The following is a 17,982-nucleotide window of genomic DNA, read 5'->3' on the forward strand; positions in this document are numbered from 1 at the left end:
CGCCGGGTCCACGGGTCAATAGACCTACTCGCTATACGTTGAAATTGAGCGATTCAGGATCAGAATGGCGATATATTCTACCTACGGAGCTCTCATGCCGATCATCACCTATCAGGGTAACAGTTACGAATGCAGTTCTGATCAAACGCTGCTGGATGGTGTTAACAGCCAGGGTGCGAATCTACCTTATGGGTGTCGTAGTGGTCTCTGTCAGGGCTGTCTGGTCAAAGCGGTGAAAGGCACGCCTCCTGCATCTGCACAGATGGGCATCAAACCAACCTTGAAAGAGAAGGGCTACTTTCTCTCCTGCCTCTGCAAACCTGAATCCGATTTTGAAATCAGCCGTCCTGATCGCAGAGATGAATTTTCTTCGGCGACCGTCACTGAACTTGAATATCTCAATCAGACAGTCATCAAAGTGGTGACAAGTTGTCCTGACACATTCAGCTACAAACCCGGCCAATTTGTAAATATTATCCGATTAGCCGATGGTTTGGCTCGCAGTTACTCTCTGGCCTGCATTCCAAGCGATGGCCATCTTGAGTTTCATATCCGACTGCTAGCCGACGGTAAAATGAGCAGCTGGATTGCCGATGATCTGAAGTGTGGTGATGAGGTGTTGTTAAGTGAGGCGATGGGCGACTGCTGTTATCGCGATGCCTATGCTGACCGGCCACTACTGCTGGCAGGCACCGGCACCGGCTTAGCCCCTCTCTACGGCATCCTTCGTGACGCATTGTCATCAGGGCACAGGCGTCAAATTCGCCTCTTACATGGTGGCCTGAGCAGTGATGACCTCTATTTCGATCCGGTTTTGTCTCAACTGGCTGCTGAACACGATAACCTGAGCTACATCCCCTGTGTATTGCACGGCGAAACACCAGAGGGCGGCTTAAGTGGTTCGATTGATACTCTGATTGCCGCTCAACTTGAATCTGAGCGCGACTGGGCAGCTTTCCTATGTGGTGATTCAGCCATCGTCAGTGCGATGCGCAGGAGCTGTTTTAGCCAGGGTGTGGACGAGAACTCGATCCACAGCGACGCTTTCGGCTAAGGCTATTTATGAAACAGAAGCGGCCACCCCATAGGGTAGCCGCCATTGAATCTCATAATCTTCAGGTATTACTGCTTATCGTGACCTGAACCCTCTTCCTGACTCTTTTTGAGGTCCGACAGCCTGAGCTCCCAGAAGGTAACCAGCTCTTCGCGGGTAATGATATGATCCAGATTGCGATCAATCCTCATAAATTCATTGCGTACAGACTCCAGCTTCTCATCCCTGCTGATCTGCTTGTCCTTATTGCTGTCCCAGCGTTTCATGATGCTGTTGATCATCTGCGCTTTAACTTTCGGTGATTTAATATTCAACTCTGAGCGGCCAGCATAACGCTTGGCAAACATCTCATCAGCGCTGATGACACCATCACTATTGGTATCGATTTTATTGAACTGGTGGTCAGCTACCTGTTCAAATTCCGCAGCTTCAATCTTACCATCATGGTTGTAATCCTTCACAGCCATCACCTTGTCCGCTGTCTCCTGCGGATCATAGGAGGGCAGAAAAGATGCCTGAGCAGGCGCGGCCAACATCATAAATCCCGCAAACAGTAGTAACTTTTTCATCACTTATTCCCCTTTCTACAGCAGATGCCGGATAAACTCCGAACATTGCAAATCATAACGCATGCACCGGCGTTCACCAACTGTGGTCACCCGGCAACAAACTTTGCGGCAGCCTATAGCTGCACGCTTATTAGTAAATTAACATGTAATTAAAGAGCTCCTAATGTTGGCGCTGCCATCAACAGGTTTGGCTACTGCGTAAACTGTTGTGGAAGTGGGGCGATCCATAGGCCATAGCCGACTGCAGCATACAAAAGCATATAGGAGCGCCAGCTCTGACTGCTGAACAGAGTAAGTGCTGTCCCGAAAGAGGTTTTGATCGAAGCACCGATAAAATTAACGCTATAGAGCTCATCAAGCAGCAGGTGCAACAGATACCCACCGGTTACAAACGCTGCCGCCAGCCATGCAAAAGAGACCTGCCAACCGAGCAGGTAGTGGCCGGCAAAGAGCGAGCCTATCCCGAACAGCAGTGCCATCGGCACAGAATGGAATAGCCCCCTGTGCTCAGTAGTCGCAGCAAATAGCGGCAGCAGCACCAGGCGAACAAAGAGGGCGGCCAGTAGAGATGAAACAAGCAGAGGCAGCAGGTTTAACGATGTATAATAGTGAAAGATCACCGCAATGGCTGTGGCAAAACTGAGTATCGTAAAAAGTATTCGGGCCGGAATAGAGTGATCAGAATCGACATCAGGCAGTAGCCCGGCATGCAGAGCCAGTAGAAAAAGAAGCAACGCCTGCATCTGGCTGATTGGCACTGTTTGCATAACCAGTGCCGTAGCACTCAAAGCTCCAGCTGCGGCAACCGTCAAATGGGTTCTGAAATTAGCCATATCATCCCCCCTGTTCGGTCATAAGGAGAAGCTGACGTTATAGTTTGTCTCTCGCCGTGAGCCTGCTCACCGTGATTTAGGGAACCCTAAAAAACTACGTCCATGTAGATTTTTAGCACGTAAAGACAAAAGCGTGGTTTTGCCTTTACTCACAAAATCAAGCACTTACCGTGCATTATTTTGGCAGTCCATCCATGGACTGCACGGAAGCCTCGTTAAAATTCCATCCGCTCCGGCTCTTCCTCGACAAGAAAGGGTTGCAACAGATTTTCAAACCAGCGCTCCAGCTTCTCAACGCCCTCACGCACATCATCGAAATCTTTATCAGAGATCACGCCATCGCTGTTTCTATCCATCGAATCGAATGTTGGCCTGGCGGCCTTCTCCAATCGCTGCATCACCTCGGCAAAGGTGATCTGGCCATCGCCATTGGCATCAAATGCTCCCACACTCTTTTCACCCGCCAGTGCAGGAGTGGCCGATAGCATCAAAGTTATTAGCAGTGCCACTGCAGTTGTTTGTAATGATCTCATCCGGACACCTCCTGATTTAGACAACCCTGACTCTGCGGCCAGGTTGCTATAGATGCAGTCGCTATAACAGCACTGCAAATCGCATAAATTCCCCGCATCACTGTTTCAGTGCCAGTGTCATACCATCAGCTACCGGCAGCATGACAAGTTCAATGCGCTGATCCTCCTTCAGTTTGCGATTGAATGCGCGGATCGCCTCTGTTGCACTGTCATGCTTCGCATCATCAATCACACTGCCGCCCCACAGCACATTATCGATCACAATCACTCCGCCCGCTCTGATAAGCTGCAGGCAGCGCTCATAGTAGAGCTCATAATTCTCCTTATCCGCATCAATAAAAGCGAAATCAAAGGAGGCCGCTTCATCGAACTCAAGCAGCTCATCAAGTGTCTGCAGGGCCGGACGAAGATACAGTGAGACCTTATCCTGAACACCGGCCTGCTCCCAGAAGCGGCGGGCAACAAAACTCCAGCGCTCAGAGATATCACAGGTGATAATCTGTCCATCTTCAGGCAGCGCCAGAGCCATCCAGAGCGTGGCATAACCGGTGTAGGTGCCAACCTCGATCACCCGTCTGGCGCCAGTGAGGCGAATCAGCATTGCCATAAACTGCCCCTGTTCAGGCGCTGAACGCATCACCGAGAGCTCTTCAGCCTCGGTCGCCTCTCTCAAGCGAGCCAGCACCTCCGGTTCACGAAGCCCCATATCCAGTAGATAGCTGTATAGCTTTTCATCCATATTGATCGTTCGATTTGCCATATTAGTAACCTACAAAAAAGTGGAGAAGAAGAGTGAATAGACGAGGCTCGCAACAATCAGACTGAAAAACATGGTTGGGATGCCCACCTTCATCCACGCCATTGGTGTAATTGCAGCGCCTCTGATACCGCAACGCTCCGACTCTGCAATAGCGATCAGATTGGCCGTAGCCCCGATATGGGTGCCGTTACCACCCAGGCCAACGCCGATGGCCAGCGCCCACCACAGAGGCGTGATATTGATACCCATCGACTCCAGCCCCAGCACAATCGGTATAATCGTTACCGTAAAGGGGATGTTATCAACGATGGCGCTGAGCAGTGCTGCGCACCACATCACCGCAAGGCCGGTTATCAACAACCCTTCAGGGTTGCGGGCGATATCGACAAGCTGCAGACCCACCCAGTGCAGCAATCCGGACTTCTCTACGCCTCCGACGATAATGAACAGCCCGACAAAGAAGGCGAGTACCGACCAGTTCACCTGGCCAAACAGCGCCCCCGGTTCAGGATGCTCAAGCAGCAGTACGATGCAGAGCCCGACAAACGCCGCATAAGCCGGATAGATACCCAGAATGTGATGCACAAAAAAGAGCCCGATAATCACAGCCAGCGCAAAGAGTGAACGCTTTAATCCGGCGCTGTCATGAATTGCTTTACTCTCATCCAGGTCAACAGGCCGATCCACTTTGGGAAGATGCTTACGAAACAGAAACAGAATAAGCAGCACTGTGCAGAACCAGACCAGCAGGATTGTCGGCCCCATATGGACAATAAAACGGGTGAAATCGATGCCGCCCGCTGTACCGATCATGATATTGGGTGGATCACCAACCAGCGTGGCAGCGCCACCGATATTCGAGAGCATCGCTTCGGCCATCAGAAAAGGCAGCGGATTGACTTCAAGAATACGAGCGATCAGCACGGTAATCGGTGCAAAGATAATCACCGTTGTCACATTATCGAGAAACATACTGATGATGCTCACAGCCAGAGAGAGATAGATCAGCAGCAGTCGAGAGTCACCACGGGAAGCTTTGGAGAGTATGACCGCCACATACTCAAAAGCGCCGGTTGGCCTGAGCATGGCGACCACCATCATCATCGCCGTGAGCAGTAGGATGGTATTGCCATCAATGGCCTGGATCGCCATATCCTGTGAATAGAAACCGACAGCTGTTCCGACACCGATCATCACCACAGCACCAATAATCGCTGCGCTGGTGCGGTGCAGAACTTCACTGAAGATCAGCACATAAGCTCCCAGCATCACGGCCAGGGCGATATACATATCAAACGTCAATTCAGTAGCGTATTCAGCCATATTCAGAACTGATGATATTTGAGCAGAAGTCGGGCAATCGCCATGCGCGTAATCACCCCGATATATTGATCGCCATCCACGAGAAATACATAACTGGAGTTGTACTTTTCCATAATCGACAGAGCTTTAATCACCGGAGAGTGAGGGGTGATCGTGGCAATATGGCCGGTGACATAGGGGTCAACGTTGAGCTTGAGGATATCACCGTTGATCACTTCCGGTGCGCTTTCACTGCATATTTGGTCGCCGAGAAGATGCGCATGATGGGAAATGTCCTGAGGCAGGCAGAGACTTTTAAAGGTATGGCGTAGTGAAAAGCGCCCCACCACTTTACCTTCTGCATTACAGAACGGTAGACCACCCACGTTGTGGCTAACGCATTCACGAAAAGCATCACCAATCACCGTGCCGGAATAGACAACACCTGTGGGTATTACAACATCCATCAGCTTCATAAGGACTCCTGTTTCATCCCCGTCAACCCTAGTTTAGCCTGAAATCAGTCTGATTGCTGCATAAACTCAATCATTCAGAAGCAGGGCAAGCTGCTCAACCTCCTGTTCAGAGAACACATCTATACCGTGCCTCCTCAACAAACAGGCGGCCACCCCCTCACCGTCGATCTTGATACCGGAGAATCTGCCATCATTCACACTGTTTACACCACATGAGGGGCTGCCCTCTTTTAAGATGGCAAATCCAATCTGATGTTTCATACAGAGGGCCAGTGCCCGCTCCGCGCCATCAACAAAGGCATCGGTAACATCTTCACCGTTCTGCCGTTGCACACTGCCCCTGCCGCGCAAAACGGCATCTGCAGAACCTGAAACAATCTCAGCCGGAGGCCTCGGTATCGGCAGTCCGCCAGCCACCTCAGGACAGATCGAAATCAGTCGTCCTTCGCTCTGCCACTGCGCAATCAAACCGGACTGACGGGAGTCACCACCATCATAACGAACCTTCTCACCCAGCAGGCAGGCGCTTACCAGAATCTTCTGCATGATAGCATGGTTATACAAAAGCAGGGCTCACACAAGCTGCGACAGGGGAGAGCGCCATCACTCATGAGCTGCCTCTCCATGGCTGACCCGTATCAGGCCATCGACATTAAAGCCGAGCCCCTTCGCTTGAACCACGAATCGAGTCATCACTGCAGGGGGTGCCTCCGGGGTTCTCGACAATAGCCACAGGTATGATCTGTCTGGGCCGGTAACGAAAGCGTAGCGATACTCCGGATCCAGTTCGAAAACAACATATGATGCGTAAAATGGCCCGAAGAACGACACCTTAAGATAACCCTCATCTGGCTGATCAACAAAATATGCTTTGCCTTCGGCCAGTTTCCATGAGTTGTCATCAACCGAGTAGCCCCTGTTGATCACCTTCACACCACCATCATCACGCAACACATATTCGGCACTCACCTGAGTCAGCCCGCGCTCAAATGAGTGGTCCAGTCGAGCAATTTCATACCATTTCCCAAGATAACGGTTGAGTTCAAACCCGCTCACCGGCTGCACGCCTTCGGGAACACCAGTACACCCATTCAAGAGCAGCAAAACCACGGAGATCAGACAGAGGCCGGCACGCCTTATTTCCAACACACCGGGGTATGCTTGCACCTCAACGACCGGAATCTGAGAGTTCAAACAGGGCTCTGGGATATGGCTCAAGAAAGTGCTGCGAACCAAGGTAGTCATGATCAAAGCGGATCACATATGATTTCAGCAGATGTTGCAGTGTCGCCAGCGTCACCCGCTCATCGCGGTACTCCTCAAGCGCATCAAGAAACAGTTTTTTCTCTGCACTATTCAGCCCCTCAGAGATCCAACCGAAACCATGAAAGAGGGCGTTGATAATGTTGCTCTGGCGGGGCATCTGCATCAGCGCCTCGCGGAAGGCTGTTGCGTAGGCCTGCACCAGATCCTGCAGTGGAAGCTTCTCATGATTGGCTGCGATGCGGCCACAGACGCGCATCTGCTCCTGATGGTAGCACATCAACAACAGCTTGTGGCTGGCGTGAAAGGTTGAGATAGCAGATGCTGAAGAGGCGCGCTCAAGTCCACGCAGGCGCGCCAGCGCAAACAGGCGCATCAGATAGGCCTCTCGAATCTGGAAGTTTTTCAGCCGCCCTTCATCCTCAACTGCGGCGTAGGGGAATGCCTTGATCGCCGCATGGGCGAACATGCCCATCCCCTTAATCGCTGAACTCCCCTTCAGATCGCTACTGTAAATTTTGACCACCGACGGACCACAGGAGGGAGAGCGCCCCTTAAAAAGGAAACCGTCGATCTCTGTCAGCTCAGCTCTCTGCCTGTCGATATATGCATGCATCGCGCCAGTAACATCGGCACCGCTTGAAGGCTGCACCATACGCACCTGATCTCCCTGCTGCACCAGCCGTACCGGCTGACGCGGGGTGCCTAAGCCAATATCAGCCTCCGGACAAATCGTGATGATCTCAACAAATGGCTTCAAACTTTCAACCAGATCATCGGTGATTGTCTGGCCGTTGTAACGGCATGGCTCAAAGCCGAGGCAGCGGCTGACAACCAGACGCGGTTTACAGGCATTCTCTAGATCATTCATATGCTCTCCTTAAACCCAAAGCGCCAACTCGGAAAGTGCTGTGGAGTGCAGCAGATACTCCACCCTTCTCTCCACGACTGCAGCGCGGATTGCATCCAGCAGTACAACAGGCTGCTGTGGCGGTGGTGTGTCCCCTTTGACATAACCCCACATATGCTGAAGTGCATTATACAGTCGTCCCGCATCAACTGGTGCTCTGAGCGTTTCAACCAACAGGCTGGCCAGCCCCTCCATATCATCGCGATAGCGGCCATGTGCAACTTCCGGGCCAATTACTTTATAGAGATTGGGATCATGCGCCATCACTGAATATTTATGCTGTGCCCAGAGTTGCTGGCTGTTTACGGGTAGCGGAATACGCCCGGACCTCTGATCAGCAGCATATTTACCTGCTAAGAGTCTAAGCTGCTGCGCGGGCGGATCGATATAAATATCTGGCCAGACAACTTCGCCCAGCTGTTCTGCCAGTGGTGAATGATGGTTATAACCACGCAACAGCATTTCAGAGACCAGTAGCTCATGGCGCCGTTTCAACGCTTCTATGCAACCCACCCAGCGCAAGGTTTCAGGATGGTTGGCATAACCCTTTTTACCCTGATCGAGGATATTAAACATGCCGTGCAGTTCCCTGTGTTCGCCAAGCAGTTGCTGGCGAGCCAGATAACCCGGATAGATATCCCATATACGCATGTGTGCCAGCGTAACGTATATAGCACATATCGGAAACAGCTTTGCAGTAGCAACCGCATCGCTAGAGTCCGGCAGCATGAGACAACTGACGATTGCCCTGCTTGTTCTGTTTTGCGCATCCACCGCCTGGGCTGAGGAGCAGGCTGATGCACCGCCACTGTTGGAGTTGGGCATTGCTGTGGGAGGCGCATCCCTGCCACACTATATGGGCAGTGATGAGCGCTATCTCGTTGGTGCGCCTATTCCGTACGTCATCTATCGTGGTCAGCGTATGCGCATTGATCGCTCCGGTATCACACGCAAACTCTTCGGCTTTAACAGCATCAATATCGATGCATCACTGGGTGTGGGGCTACCGGTTCGCAATACCAATCGCGCCCGTGCCGGCATGCCTGAACTTAAATTCAGTTTTGAGATCGGCCCACGCCTGAACTGGCAGATCATCGAAGAGGAAAACCGTAAACTTACGCTGCGCCTACCATGGCGTGGTGTGATTGATACATCCGGCAGCTGGTTGGGTTGGGTCGTTGAACCCGAATTAAGGTTTGAGCAGCAGCTAAGTGAGAAGCTACAACTCAACCTTGCTACAGGTGCCCTCTATGGTTCTACCGCCTATCATAAACACTACTACGATGTGGCCCCACCCTATGCCACGCCTACAAGGCCTGGTTATCAAGCCGGCAGAGGCCTGCACTCCTTCTCAGCTACGGTCAGCATGCGTTATAACATCAGTGAAACAGTGAACCTGTTCAGCGCCGTCCGTTATCGCAATCTCTCTGCCGGTGTAATTACCGACAGTCCACTGGTAAAAGATAAAAACTACGTGGCAGTTGCAGCCGGTCTGGCCTGGAGCTTCTGGAGCTCTGAACGGCGCGGTTCAGCTGATTAGAGAGGCAATCTCTAAAGCATTTGGCAGTGCAGGACGTGCTCCCAGTTTAGTGCAGGTCAGCGCACCGGCTGCAGAGGCGTAACGCAGCAGCTCCTGCCACGTCAGATTAAGTGTAAGTCCGTAAGCGAAAGCACCATGAAAAGCATCTCCCGCTCCGGTGGAGTCGACTGCTTCAATATTAAAGGCGGGTAGGGAACCCTGTTCTCTCGATTTGGCCCAGATCAATCCCTTTTCGCCAAGTGTGATCACCACGTTTTCGGACACTGCTGCCAGTTCATCCAGCGCCAGCCCCATATCCTCACTCTGGCACCACTGGCGTGCGAACTTCTCCGAGGCCACGAGATAATCAACACGCCCGGCCAGCTCCTGCGTTCCCTGGTGCAGTGATCCTGCATCAATCACGGTTATTATATCATTGGCCTTAGCCCAACTGCACAGCGCCACAGAGAGCAGCGGTTCATGGCCATCAAACAGCATCACTTTAGGCCTGTTCTCTATGCTAACTGCATCCGCAGCAAGCCAGGAGGTATCACCCTTGTAGTTAACCAGTGAACGACTGCCATCGGCTTTGGCGAGAATCTGTGAGACAGGCGAAGGGTACGAGCCACGTTGAATCAGCGAGGTATCAACACCCTCTGATTCCAACTCACCAAGATGGATATCACCGAAGAGATCGTTGCCGAGGTAACCACAGAATCCAGATGCAGCACCCAGTCGCGCCGCACACACTGCCGCATTGGCAGCAGGTCCACCGCCAGCCAGCTGCATGGCATCAGCAAATATCTTCTCATCCGCTCCGGGATGGGTAGCGGAGGACATGGTAATATCGTAGGAGGCGTGGCCGACACAGAGCAGATCAAGCATGCAGCAAGCTTACCTTAAACGAGTGATGGCGGAATAGTTGTATGAAACGGAGAAAGAGGGGGTGCCATTAAGTTGCCCGGTTTGTTTGCATAAAGGCCTAACGCGAAAGAGGCGAGTAACATTAAGTTACTCAGGTTTATGATATTAAAGGCCTAACGCGAAAGAGGCGAGTAACATTAAGTTACTCGGGTTTTTGATATTAAAGGCCTAACGCGAAAGAGGCGAGTAACATTAAGTTACTCGGGTTTTTGATATTAAAGGCCTAACGCGAAAGGGGCGAGTAACATTAAGTTACTCGGGTTTTTGATATTAAAGGCCTAACGCGAAAGGGGCGAGTAACATTAAGTTACTCGCCCCTTTCTTGTTGGTACCGGGGACTGGACTCGAACCAGCACGGATTTTACTCCACAGCGACCTCAACGCTGCGTGTCTACCAATTTCACCACCCCGGCATTACATCAGGGTCAATAAATGACCCCGAAAAACTAGTTATTCTGCTGTTGGAAGTCCATCTGCTGGTGCAGTTGAATTGCTCTTCAGTTTGGATGGATCAAAGCCACCTGTCAGCGGCTGTGACTGGGCAGGAGCCTCAACCGGAATTTCATCGATAATCGTCTGTTCGACAACAGAACCTACCTGCTGCTGGGAGAAGAAGGCCAGTGTCAGACTGGTCACCATAAATGCTGCCGCCAGACCGCCTGTCATCTTACCCAAGAATGAGCCGGAACCACGACTTCCGAACAGGGTCTGTGCTCCGCCGCCACCAAAAGAGGCACCGATATCTGCACCCTGACCGCGCTGAACCAGGATCGTTCCGATCAGCAGCAGTGCAATCAGCACATGAATAATAATAAGAACTGTTGTCATCTGTTCTTTGTCTCCTTAGCTCGATGCTTTCGCAGCGGCCTGTACAATCGCCATAAACGAGTCCGCCTTCAGACTCGCGCCACCCACCAGCGCACCTTCCACGCCCGGGCAACCCATCAACTCTTCCGCGTTACCCGGATTCACACTGCCACCGTAAAGCACGCGGCAATCATGACCCAGACGCTGCAACTCTGCATGCACAAATGCATGCGTTTCAGTCACCTGTTCAACCGATGCAGTCAAACCTGTGCCAATCGCCCATACCGGCTCATAGGCTACTGTCAGCGGTGCACTCTTAGGTGCGCCCTTGAGCACAGCCAGCTGCTCAGCCAGAACAGTGTTGGTAACACCCTTCTCGCGCTGCTCCAGTGTTTCACCGATGCAGAGGATCGGCTCAAGGCCATGCAACCAGGATGCGTTCATCTTCGAACGAATCTGGGCATTGCTCTCGCCAATAATGCTGCGACGCTCTGAGTGACCGATAATCACATAGTGACAACCGGCATCACGCAACATCATCGGACAGATAGAACCGGTAAAAGCACCCTTGTCTTCATAATAAACGTTCTGCGCGCCCAGTGCGATGCCCATCTCTGCCAGACGATCTGACATCGAATGCAATAGCGTGAATGGCGGCATCAGTCCCACTTCAATATGATCCGGTGCAGGGTTGCTGCCAAAATCATCCATAAAATCTTTCGCTTCCTGCAGTAGTCCGTTCATCTTCCAGTTGCCTGCTATCAACTTGCGCTTTTCATTGCTCATGTTAAGACCTCCCAGAATAGAACCAACGGCTCGAAAACGGTCGCGGATTCTAGGAAGCTTACCATATAAGGCAAGGGAAAATCGGAAGTACTATGAAAGCCCGCAATATTGGCTACGCTTGCCCCATGACAGAGAGCTCTTCACAACATGCCAAAAAGTCGCTCGGCCAACACTTCCTGCGCGACCATAATGCCATACGCCGTATCACTGATGCCATCCCGGAAGGGGCCAATGCCATTGAGATCGGCCCGGGACCTGGTGCCATCACCGAGTCACTGCTGGCGCGAGTCAGCAAACTGACTGTCATCGAGATGGATAACCGTTTTGCCGCCCACTGGCAGGATGTGGCTGAGAGTAATCCGGCGCTATCAGTGATTCACGGTGATGTCATGAAAGAGCTGGAAGGGGTAGTGGCTGCGGTTCAACCTGAATGGATTGCCGGCAATTTGCCCTACAATCTTAGTGGCCCGCTGACCGCCAAGCTGGCTGGTTTCAATCTCTCCGGTGGCATGGTGTTGATGTACCAGCGCGAGGTAGCTGAACGCATCGCATCAGGACCCGGCAGCAAGGTGTATGGCGGACTCTCTGTACTGGTGCGTCACTTTTATGATGTAAAACGGCTACTGACACTACCGCCCGGTGCATTTGTGCCGCCGCCCAAAGTGCATTCGGCAGTGATCCTGCTGACCCCGCATGGCAAAACACCCGCCTGTAGTTATGAACTTCTTCAGAAAACAGTACGGCAGGGTTTTGCCCATCGCCGTAAGACCATCAATAATAATTTCAGGGGCGAGTTAAGTGCTGAAGAGTTTGAGGCCATTGCGATTGATCCGCGCAAACGCCCTGAACAGCTCGATTACGATGCCTGGGTCAGCATTGCGATAGCCCTGTCAAACAAGGGATAGATCAACCAGCCACGTCATAGAGCAGCTGTTTGCATCAATAAACTTCAGTTTGCAGGGATAATTTATTAACTGGAAACAGGCCAGGAGCTGAGTTTGGTTCCCGTCACACGATAGAGCGGCGACACATCTTCAGGTGTACTTTTAGTCACATTAAGATCATGCAGCAGGCCATCTTTGACGCTATAGATCCAGCCATGCACAGAGAGGGGATCGCCGCGCTCCCAGGCATTCTGAACGATTCGGGTATGACAGATATTCTCCACCTGCCGGATCACATTCAGTTCGCAGAGCCTGTCCATACACTCTGATTCACTCATCTTCGACATCTCTTTTTGATTCACCATGTAGGTGTCACGAATGCTACGAATCCAGTTGTCGACAATGCCGTGATGCTGGCCCGCCATGGCAGCACGCACACCGCCACAATCGTAGTGGCCGGTGATAACAATATGTTTAACACCCAGCACATCCACTGCATATTGCGCGCAAGAGAGACAGTTCAGATCGGTGTGATGCACCTGATTGGCCACATTACGGTGCACAAACACCTGCCCAGGCTCAAGGCCGGTAATCTCATTGGCGGGAACACGACTATCTGAACAGCCAATCCAGAAAAAGTCCGGATTCTGAAAAGAGGCAAGGCGATCAAAATAGGCAGGGTTTTCCTGCAAGCATCTGTCAGACCAGTCGCGGTTATTTTGTAAAAGCTTTTCAGGACCACACATCTAAACCTACCTTAACCGGCCAGCATGGGATCCAGTTCACCCCGGCTATCCAGAGCATAGAGGTCATCGCAACCACCGATATGCTTTCCATTGATAAAAATCTGGGGAATGCTGCGGGCTCCACCGGAGCGCTCCACCATCGCAGCCTGACGCGCCAGATCGCTCTGCACATCGTATTCGGTGAACTCCACACCTTTATTTTTCAAAAGGTTTTTAGCTCGTACACAGTAGGGGCAGTAGTCGCCCGAATAAATTTCAATATTAGCCATGGGGAAAACCTATCCTCTGTTTAAAGTTCGCGCCAGCGACAACACCTTCACCTCTTTTTGCAATGGCCTTGTCGCTCTGGCCGCAAAGTGCAATGTTGAACCTGTGGTCAGTATATCATCAACAATCCAGATCGTGGAAGCATCCGCCAGACGCGCCCGGTAGTCGCCAGCCAGTGCAAAAGCCTTACGAAGATTTTTTCTACGCGCTGAACCGGAAAGTGCGGATTGGCGTGGCTGTTCACCAACTCTGCGCAACAACTGCCAATCCCAGCTGCAACCGCTGCCAGCAGCCAGCCAGCGACAGAGATCAGCGCTATGATGCACACCGCTTTTACGCATACGTGAAAGCGGCATCGGCACAGGCAGCAGAAGATCATCTGACTTAATCAACTCGTTGATGCGGGGCATGGCCGCAGCAAGCAACCAGCGCACACCACCGTCCTGCCCCTGCAATTTCCAGTTCAAAATCGCATCGCGAACCGGCCCCTTATAGGCGTAGATACTCAGGGTCTCTGCCTGCGCAGGTGGTTGAGTCAGACATTGTCCACACGGCCCCGGCGCCATAGCTTCGGGTAATTCTGATCCGCAACGACTGCAGGCTGAACGGGGCCAGATCACGGTTTTTTCAAAGCAGGACTTACAACAGGCACGGCTGAGCACTTCGCCTTCACTCAACGGCTGCTGGCAAAACAGACATGCTGGCGGAAACAGTAATCCACGCGCCCCGTTAACCAGATCAAAGCCTTTGGTTGACAGTCTCTTCATGCCTACCAGCATGCCGCACATGCCCGATTCGCGCAATTGGTTTCCCGAGACCCCCGCCACTCGCCGTCGACGCCTAACCGCGTCGCGTCGTCAGGGCATGTTGATCCACCTCGATGGAGAGCAGCTCATCAACTTCGCCAGCAACGATTATCTCGGCCTGAGCTTTCATCCTGCCGTCTGTATGGGTGCCAAAGGTGCGCTTGATGACGCGGTTGGTAGCGGTGCCTCACGCCTTATTTCAGGCGATGATCCGATGCTGCATCGCCTTGAAGAGAAGCTGGCTGCCTGGAAAGGTTATGAATCCTGCCTGATTGTAGGCTCCGGTATGCTGGCCAATATCGGCCTTATTCAAGCGCTGGCTGATCGTCACAGCCACCTGTTTGCCGATAAACTCAATCACGCATCACTGGTGGATGGTGCACGCCTCGCCGGTGGCCAATCGCATCGCTTCAAACATCTGGATAGCAAACAGTTATCACAGCTTCTTGAAAAACATCCGGCAGAAAAACGCATCATCGTCTCTGACGGTATCTTCAGCATGGATGGCGATTGTGCTGATGCAGCCGCGCTGCTGGGGCTCGCCGAAGCTAACGATACACTGCTGCTGATTGATGATGCCCACGGCATCGGCTGCATGGGGCCTGAGGGCAGAGGTATCACAGCCCGGGATAACATATCCGGCCACCCGCGCCTGATCGAGGTTGGCACCTTTGGTAAGGCATTTGGTTCATACGGAGCATTTATTCTCGGCACAGATGAATTGATTGAAGGATTGCGGCAGCGGCAACGCACCCTGATCTACTCAACCGCCCTGCCGGTTGCCATGATTGCAGCTGCAGAGACTGCACTGCTCCTGATCCAGCGTGGTCAGCAGCTACAGCAGCTCAGAGAGAATCTGGCACTGTTCAAAGAGAAAACGGCGGGGCTCGGCTTTATGGCCTCAAGCAGTCCGATCCAGCCACTGATTATCGGCTCAGATGAGAAGGCGCTGCAGTTGGCAGCAGCACTGCGAGAAAACGGTTTCTTTGTACCGGCCATTCGCCCGCCCACCGTTCCCGAAGGTACAGCCCGTCTGCGTTTTACCATCACAGCAGCCCACAGCAGAGAACAGATCGAGAAACTGACCGCATGCCTGCGGGAGCTTCTATGAGCCAGAAACCATTGGCCTTCCTGCATGGCTGGGCGCAATCGCGTCAGATCTGGTGTAATCAGTTTGACTCTTTCAGCGATGCACTGTTTCTCAATCTGCCGGGTCACGGCGGCGCAGCCGATCTTCCTGCCGATGCGTGGGTTGAAGCTATTGTAGCACAACTACCCGATGAACCGTGTCATCTGGTCGGCTGGTCACTTGGTGGCATGCTGGCCATGCAGATCGCTGCGACACACCCTGAACGGGTGGCTGGCCTTATCCTTGTATCAACGACACCGCGTTTCAGAGCATCAGAAAGCTGGCCGCACGGTAGCAGCAGTGAGGTGTTCAACGGTTTTAAGCAGGCGGTTGAATCGGGTTCTCCAAAAGCACTAAGCCGCTTTTTTGCATTGATGCTGCACGGCGATGGTTTAAGCCGAAGTGATTATAACCGACTGGCCAAAATAGCTGTCGATCGCAGTAACCCGGTCAGTGCCACAGGCATGCAGGGTGGCCTTGAGCTGCTGCAACAACTGGATCTGTGTCCGCTCACTAATGCGATCAAGCAGCCCACGCTGATTGTGCACGGAGAAAGCGATGCCGTTGTACCGGTGGCCGCTGGCCGCTGGCTGGCAGAACAGATCAGTCACAGTGAATCACACATTTTCCCGGATTGCGGTCATGCGCCCTTTCTTACCCGGCCCGACACATTTAACGAACTCGTTCAAACATGGTGGTCAGAACAGTGAAAAATAGCCATATCCACAGTAATCAGGTCAAACGCTCCTTCTCCGCAGCTTCAGATAGTTATGACGAACATGCCGTGCTGCAGCGTGAGATCGGCGACCGACTGCTTGGACACCTTAACTTCACCAAAATTGATCCCAAACGCATTCTCGATATCGGTTGCGGCACCGGTTATTTCACGCGCCTGCTACGCGGCAAATACAAGAAGGCTGAGATCACCGCCTTTGATCTCTCTGAATCGATGGTTGCCACCACCCGCAAAGCACACGCGCGCAGGCTGCCGTGGCATGGCCGTCATCTGCACGCCTCAGGTAACGCAGCATCACTGCCATTTAAAAGCGGATCATTTGATCTGGTCTGCTCCAATCTGGCCATGCAGTGGGTGCCTGAACCTGATCAGATGCTGGCCGAGATGCGCCGCGTTCTGGCTCCGGGTGGCCTGATCCTCTTCTCTACCTTTGGCCGTCGCACCCTCTCCGAGTTGCGCCAATCACTGGCCGAGATCGATCCGGGTAATGCCGGACTGGTTCTGCCATTCCCCGATGTCATGAGTCTGGGTGATGCGATCTCAAAACTTGCCGTTGAGATGCCGGTTACCGATGCAGACCTCTTCACGCTCACCTATCCCGATACCATCAGCCTTGTTCGCGAGCTCAAAGGTTTAGGCGCCTCGGCATCCGCCATTCGCGGTCGCAAGAGCGGTCTGTATGGTCGTTCGCTGATCAGAAAACTGGAAGCCCAGTACTCTGAGCGATACCGCGACGAAGATGGCCGCATCCGCGCCACCTTCGAAGCACTTTATGCGCAGGCGTGGTACAAAGAGGAAGGATATGAGCACCGCGACGGCACTATTCCGATCAAGGTGGAAGGGGATCTAAGAATCGATGGCCTCTAAAACCAATTTCACCGCAAAGAACGCAAAGTTACGCGAAGGGACAAACAAAAACGGAACGTTACTCAAAAGCGATGTTTATGGCAGAAACTACCAGTATGCTTATTCCCTGATTTGCCTTTCCTTTGCGTTTCTTCGCGCCCTTTGCGGTGAAGAACTGTCTGTCGCATGCTGATCTTTATTACTGCCACCGACACAGAAGCCGGAAAAACCTGGGTAACCGCCTCAGTTGTGCGTGCACTTTTACATGAGGGAAGAAGTGCCAAAGCACTGAAACCCATCGCCTGCGGTCTGGATGAGGCGGGTCGCAACGAGGATATCGATCTCCTGCTAGCCGCCCAACAAGTGGACGATGCAGATCAGATCAGCCTCTTTCGCTACGCGCTTCCTGCTGCGCCCTCACAGGCTTCCGCAGCAGAGGATCAGATTGTTGATACAGAAAAACTGGTGCAGTGGTGTGAAGAACAATCATCCGAAGTAGAAACCTGCCTGATAGAAGGGGTCGGTGGCCTGATGGTACCGATCACCGACGATTGGTTAGTAAGTGACTGGATCAATGCATTGCCCGATGCCGAGGTGTGGCTGGTTGTCGGCTGCAGACTCGGAGCCATCAACCAGACCCTGCTTACCTTGGAAAAGCTCAAACAGATGGGTCGAACGCCTGCCCGTATCTTCTTCAATGCCACCAAGCCTGAATTCAACACCTGGCTCGAACCAACCCGCAAAGCAGTCGAACCATTCCTGAATCAGAGTTGCGCCATTCACGCCCTGAAATTTGGAAAAGCGCCGAACGTGATCCGTTAAACCTCTTTTA

At 52.5% G+C, this 17,982-nt stretch carries 23 protein-coding genes and 1 tRNA gene; 7 read left to right on the forward strand and 17 right to left on the reverse strand.

Annotated features, from left to right (window positions below; translation table 11 throughout):
* Positions 1 to 94: 94 nt before the first annotated feature.
* Positions 95 to 1,054, forward strand: coding sequence for a 2Fe-2S iron-sulfur cluster-binding protein (locus F3F96_RS07180; RefSeq protein WP_176962579.1), 960 nt, complete (start codon positions 95 to 97; stop codon positions 1,052 to 1,054).
* A 68-nt stretch (positions 1,055 to 1,122) separates the two neighbouring features.
* Here the strand turns inward: F3F96_RS07180 and F3F96_RS07185 are convergent, their stop codons facing one another.
* The 10 genes from F3F96_RS07185 to F3F96_RS07230 form a co-directional block, all read right to left on the reverse strand.
* Positions 1,123 to 1,623, reverse strand: a complete 501-nt coding sequence (locus F3F96_RS07185; protein WP_176962580.1) for an EF-hand domain-containing protein — start codon at positions 1,621 to 1,623, stop codon at positions 1,123 to 1,125.
* Positions 1,624 to 1,814: 191 nt separating this feature from the next.
* The gene (locus F3F96_RS07190; protein WP_176962581.1) at positions 1,815 to 2,456 is read right to left on the reverse strand and encodes a metal-dependent hydrolase; all 642 of its coding nucleotides are present in this window, start codon (positions 2,454 to 2,456) and stop codon (positions 1,815 to 1,817) included.
* A gap of 215 nt (positions 2,457 to 2,671) precedes the next feature.
* Positions 2,672 to 2,989 (reverse strand): hypothetical protein, encoded by a 318-nt coding sequence (locus tag F3F96_RS07195; RefSeq protein WP_176962582.1) that lies wholly within the window; start codon positions 2,987 to 2,989, stop codon positions 2,672 to 2,674.
* Positions 2,990 to 3,086: 97 nt separating this feature from the next.
* Positions 3,087 to 3,749, reverse strand: coding sequence for a class I SAM-dependent methyltransferase (locus F3F96_RS07200; RefSeq protein WP_176962583.1), 663 nt, complete (start codon positions 3,747 to 3,749; stop codon positions 3,087 to 3,089).
* Between the two features lie 9 nt (positions 3,750 to 3,758).
* Complete coding sequence (locus tag F3F96_RS07205; protein WP_176962584.1) at positions 3,759 to 5,072, reverse strand: SLC13 family permease; 1,314 nt, start codon at positions 5,070 to 5,072, stop codon at positions 3,759 to 3,761.
* A 2-nt stretch (positions 5,073 to 5,074) separates the two neighbouring features.
* Entirely contained in the window at positions 5,075 to 5,527 is a 453-nt protein-coding gene (locus tag F3F96_RS07210) for a CBS domain-containing protein (protein WP_176962585.1), read from the reverse strand.
* Between the two features lie 66 nt (positions 5,528 to 5,593).
* A complete protein-coding gene (locus F3F96_RS07215; RefSeq protein WP_176962586.1) occupies positions 5,594 to 6,073 on the reverse strand; it encodes a DUF523 domain-containing protein in 480 nt (159 codons plus the stop codon).
* Positions 6,074 to 6,130: 57 nt separating this feature from the next.
* The gene (locus tag F3F96_RS07220) at positions 6,131 to 6,667 is read right to left on the reverse strand and encodes a lipocalin family protein (RefSeq protein ID WP_370465523.1); all 537 of its coding nucleotides are present in this window, start codon (positions 6,665 to 6,667) and stop codon (positions 6,131 to 6,133) included.
* Positions 6,668 to 6,695: 28 nt separating this feature from the next.
* The gene (locus tag F3F96_RS07225) at positions 6,696 to 7,661 is read right to left on the reverse strand and encodes a DUF523 and DUF1722 domain-containing protein (protein WP_176962588.1); all 966 of its coding nucleotides are present in this window, start codon (positions 7,659 to 7,661) and stop codon (positions 6,696 to 6,698) included.
* A 9-nt stretch (positions 7,662 to 7,670) separates the two neighbouring features.
* Positions 7,671 to 8,351: a DUF1722 domain-containing protein gene (locus F3F96_RS07230; protein ID WP_176962589.1), complete on the reverse strand. Its 681-nt coding sequence runs from the start codon at positions 8,349 to 8,351 to the stop codon at positions 7,671 to 7,673.
* A gap of 76 nt (positions 8,352 to 8,427) precedes the next feature.
* On the opposite strand from F3F96_RS07230, the gene F3F96_RS07235 reads away from it, so the two are divergent.
* Positions 8,428 to 9,240, forward strand: coding sequence for a MipA/OmpV family protein (locus tag F3F96_RS07235; RefSeq protein WP_176962590.1), 813 nt, complete (start codon positions 8,428 to 8,430; stop codon positions 9,238 to 9,240).
* On the opposite strand, the gene F3F96_RS07240 is transcribed toward F3F96_RS07235, so the two are convergent.
* The 4 genes from F3F96_RS07240 to tpiA form a co-directional block, all read right to left on the reverse strand.
* A complete protein-coding gene (locus F3F96_RS07240) occupies positions 9,229 to 10,104 on the reverse strand; it encodes a carbohydrate kinase family protein (RefSeq protein WP_176962591.1) in 876 nt (291 codons plus the stop codon). The two genes, F3F96_RS07235 and F3F96_RS07240, sit on opposite strands and share 12 nt — an antisense overlap.
* Positions 10,105 to 10,469: 365 nt before the next feature.
* Positions 10,470 to 10,556, reverse strand: a tRNA-Leu gene (locus F3F96_RS07245).
* Positions 10,557 to 10,593: 37 nt separating this feature from the next.
* Positions 10,594 to 10,971 carry a preprotein translocase subunit SecG gene (secG, locus tag F3F96_RS07250; protein WP_176962592.1) on the reverse strand — a complete coding sequence of 126 codons (378 nt, stop codon included), beginning with the start codon at positions 10,969 to 10,971 and terminating at the stop codon, positions 10,594 to 10,596.
* Positions 10,972 to 10,986: 15 nt separating this feature from the next.
* On the reverse strand, positions 10,987 to 11,736 hold the full coding sequence (gene tpiA / locus F3F96_RS07255; RefSeq protein ID WP_176962593.1) for a triose-phosphate isomerase: 750 nt from the start codon (positions 11,734 to 11,736) through the stop codon (positions 10,987 to 10,989).
* 125 nt (positions 11,737 to 11,861) lie between these two features.
* Between tpiA and rsmA the strand changes: the two genes are divergently transcribed.
* The gene (gene rsmA, locus F3F96_RS07260) at positions 11,862 to 12,641 is read left to right on the forward strand and encodes a 16S rRNA (adenine(1518)-N(6)/adenine(1519)-N(6))-dimethyltransferase RsmA (RefSeq protein ID WP_176962594.1); all 780 of its coding nucleotides are present in this window, start codon (positions 11,862 to 11,864) and stop codon (positions 12,639 to 12,641) included.
* A gap of 65 nt (positions 12,642 to 12,706) precedes the next feature.
* Here rsmA and can read toward each other — a convergent pair whose 3' ends face one another.
* The 3 genes from can to F3F96_RS07275 are packed head-to-tail and all read right to left on the reverse strand — an operon-like array spanning position 12,707 to position 14,400.
* Entirely contained in the window at positions 12,707 to 13,366 is a 660-nt protein-coding gene (gene can / locus F3F96_RS07265; RefSeq protein WP_176962595.1) for a carbonate dehydratase, read from the reverse strand.
* Positions 13,367 to 13,377: 11 nt separating this feature from the next.
* Positions 13,378 to 13,635 (reverse strand): glutaredoxin 3, encoded by a 258-nt coding sequence (grxC, locus tag F3F96_RS07270; RefSeq protein ID WP_176962596.1) that lies wholly within the window; start codon positions 13,633 to 13,635, stop codon positions 13,378 to 13,380.
* A 9-nt stretch (positions 13,636 to 13,644) separates the two neighbouring features.
* Positions 13,645 to 14,400 carry a ComF family protein gene (locus tag F3F96_RS07275; RefSeq protein WP_241697717.1) on the reverse strand — a complete coding sequence of 252 codons (756 nt, stop codon included), beginning with the start codon at positions 14,398 to 14,400 and terminating at the stop codon, positions 13,645 to 13,647.
* 19 nt (positions 14,401 to 14,419) lie between these two features.
* Between F3F96_RS07275 and F3F96_RS07280 the strand changes: the two genes are divergently transcribed.
* The 4 genes from F3F96_RS07280 to bioD all read left to right on the forward strand — a co-directional run bounded on the left by F3F96_RS07280 (position 14,420) and on the right by bioD (position 17,972).
* On the forward strand, positions 14,420 to 15,550 hold the full coding sequence (locus F3F96_RS07280; protein WP_176962597.1) for an 8-amino-7-oxononanoate synthase: 1,131 nt from the start codon (positions 14,420 to 14,422) through the stop codon (positions 15,548 to 15,550).
* Positions 15,547 to 16,278 carry an alpha/beta fold hydrolase gene (locus tag F3F96_RS07285; protein ID WP_176962598.1) on the forward strand — a complete coding sequence of 244 codons (732 nt, stop codon included), beginning with the start codon at positions 15,547 to 15,549 and terminating at the stop codon, positions 16,276 to 16,278. The genes F3F96_RS07280 and F3F96_RS07285 overlap by 4 nt, the downstream gene beginning before the upstream one ends.
* Entirely contained in the window at positions 16,260 to 17,171 is a 912-nt protein-coding gene (bioC, locus tag F3F96_RS07290) for a malonyl-ACP O-methyltransferase BioC (protein WP_186338925.1), read from the forward strand. Before F3F96_RS07285 ends, bioC begins: the two co-directional genes overlap by 19 nt.
* Positions 17,172 to 17,336: 165 nt before the next feature.
* A complete protein-coding gene (gene bioD, locus F3F96_RS07295) occupies positions 17,337 to 17,972 on the forward strand; it encodes a dethiobiotin synthase (RefSeq protein ID WP_176962599.1) in 636 nt (211 codons plus the stop codon).
* The last annotated feature ends 10 nt before the right edge of the window (positions 17,973 to 17,982 follow it).

The organism is Mariprofundus sp. NF (assembly GCF_013387455.1).
Lineage (GTDB): Bacteria > Pseudomonadota > Zetaproteobacteria > Mariprofundales > Mariprofundaceae > Mariprofundus.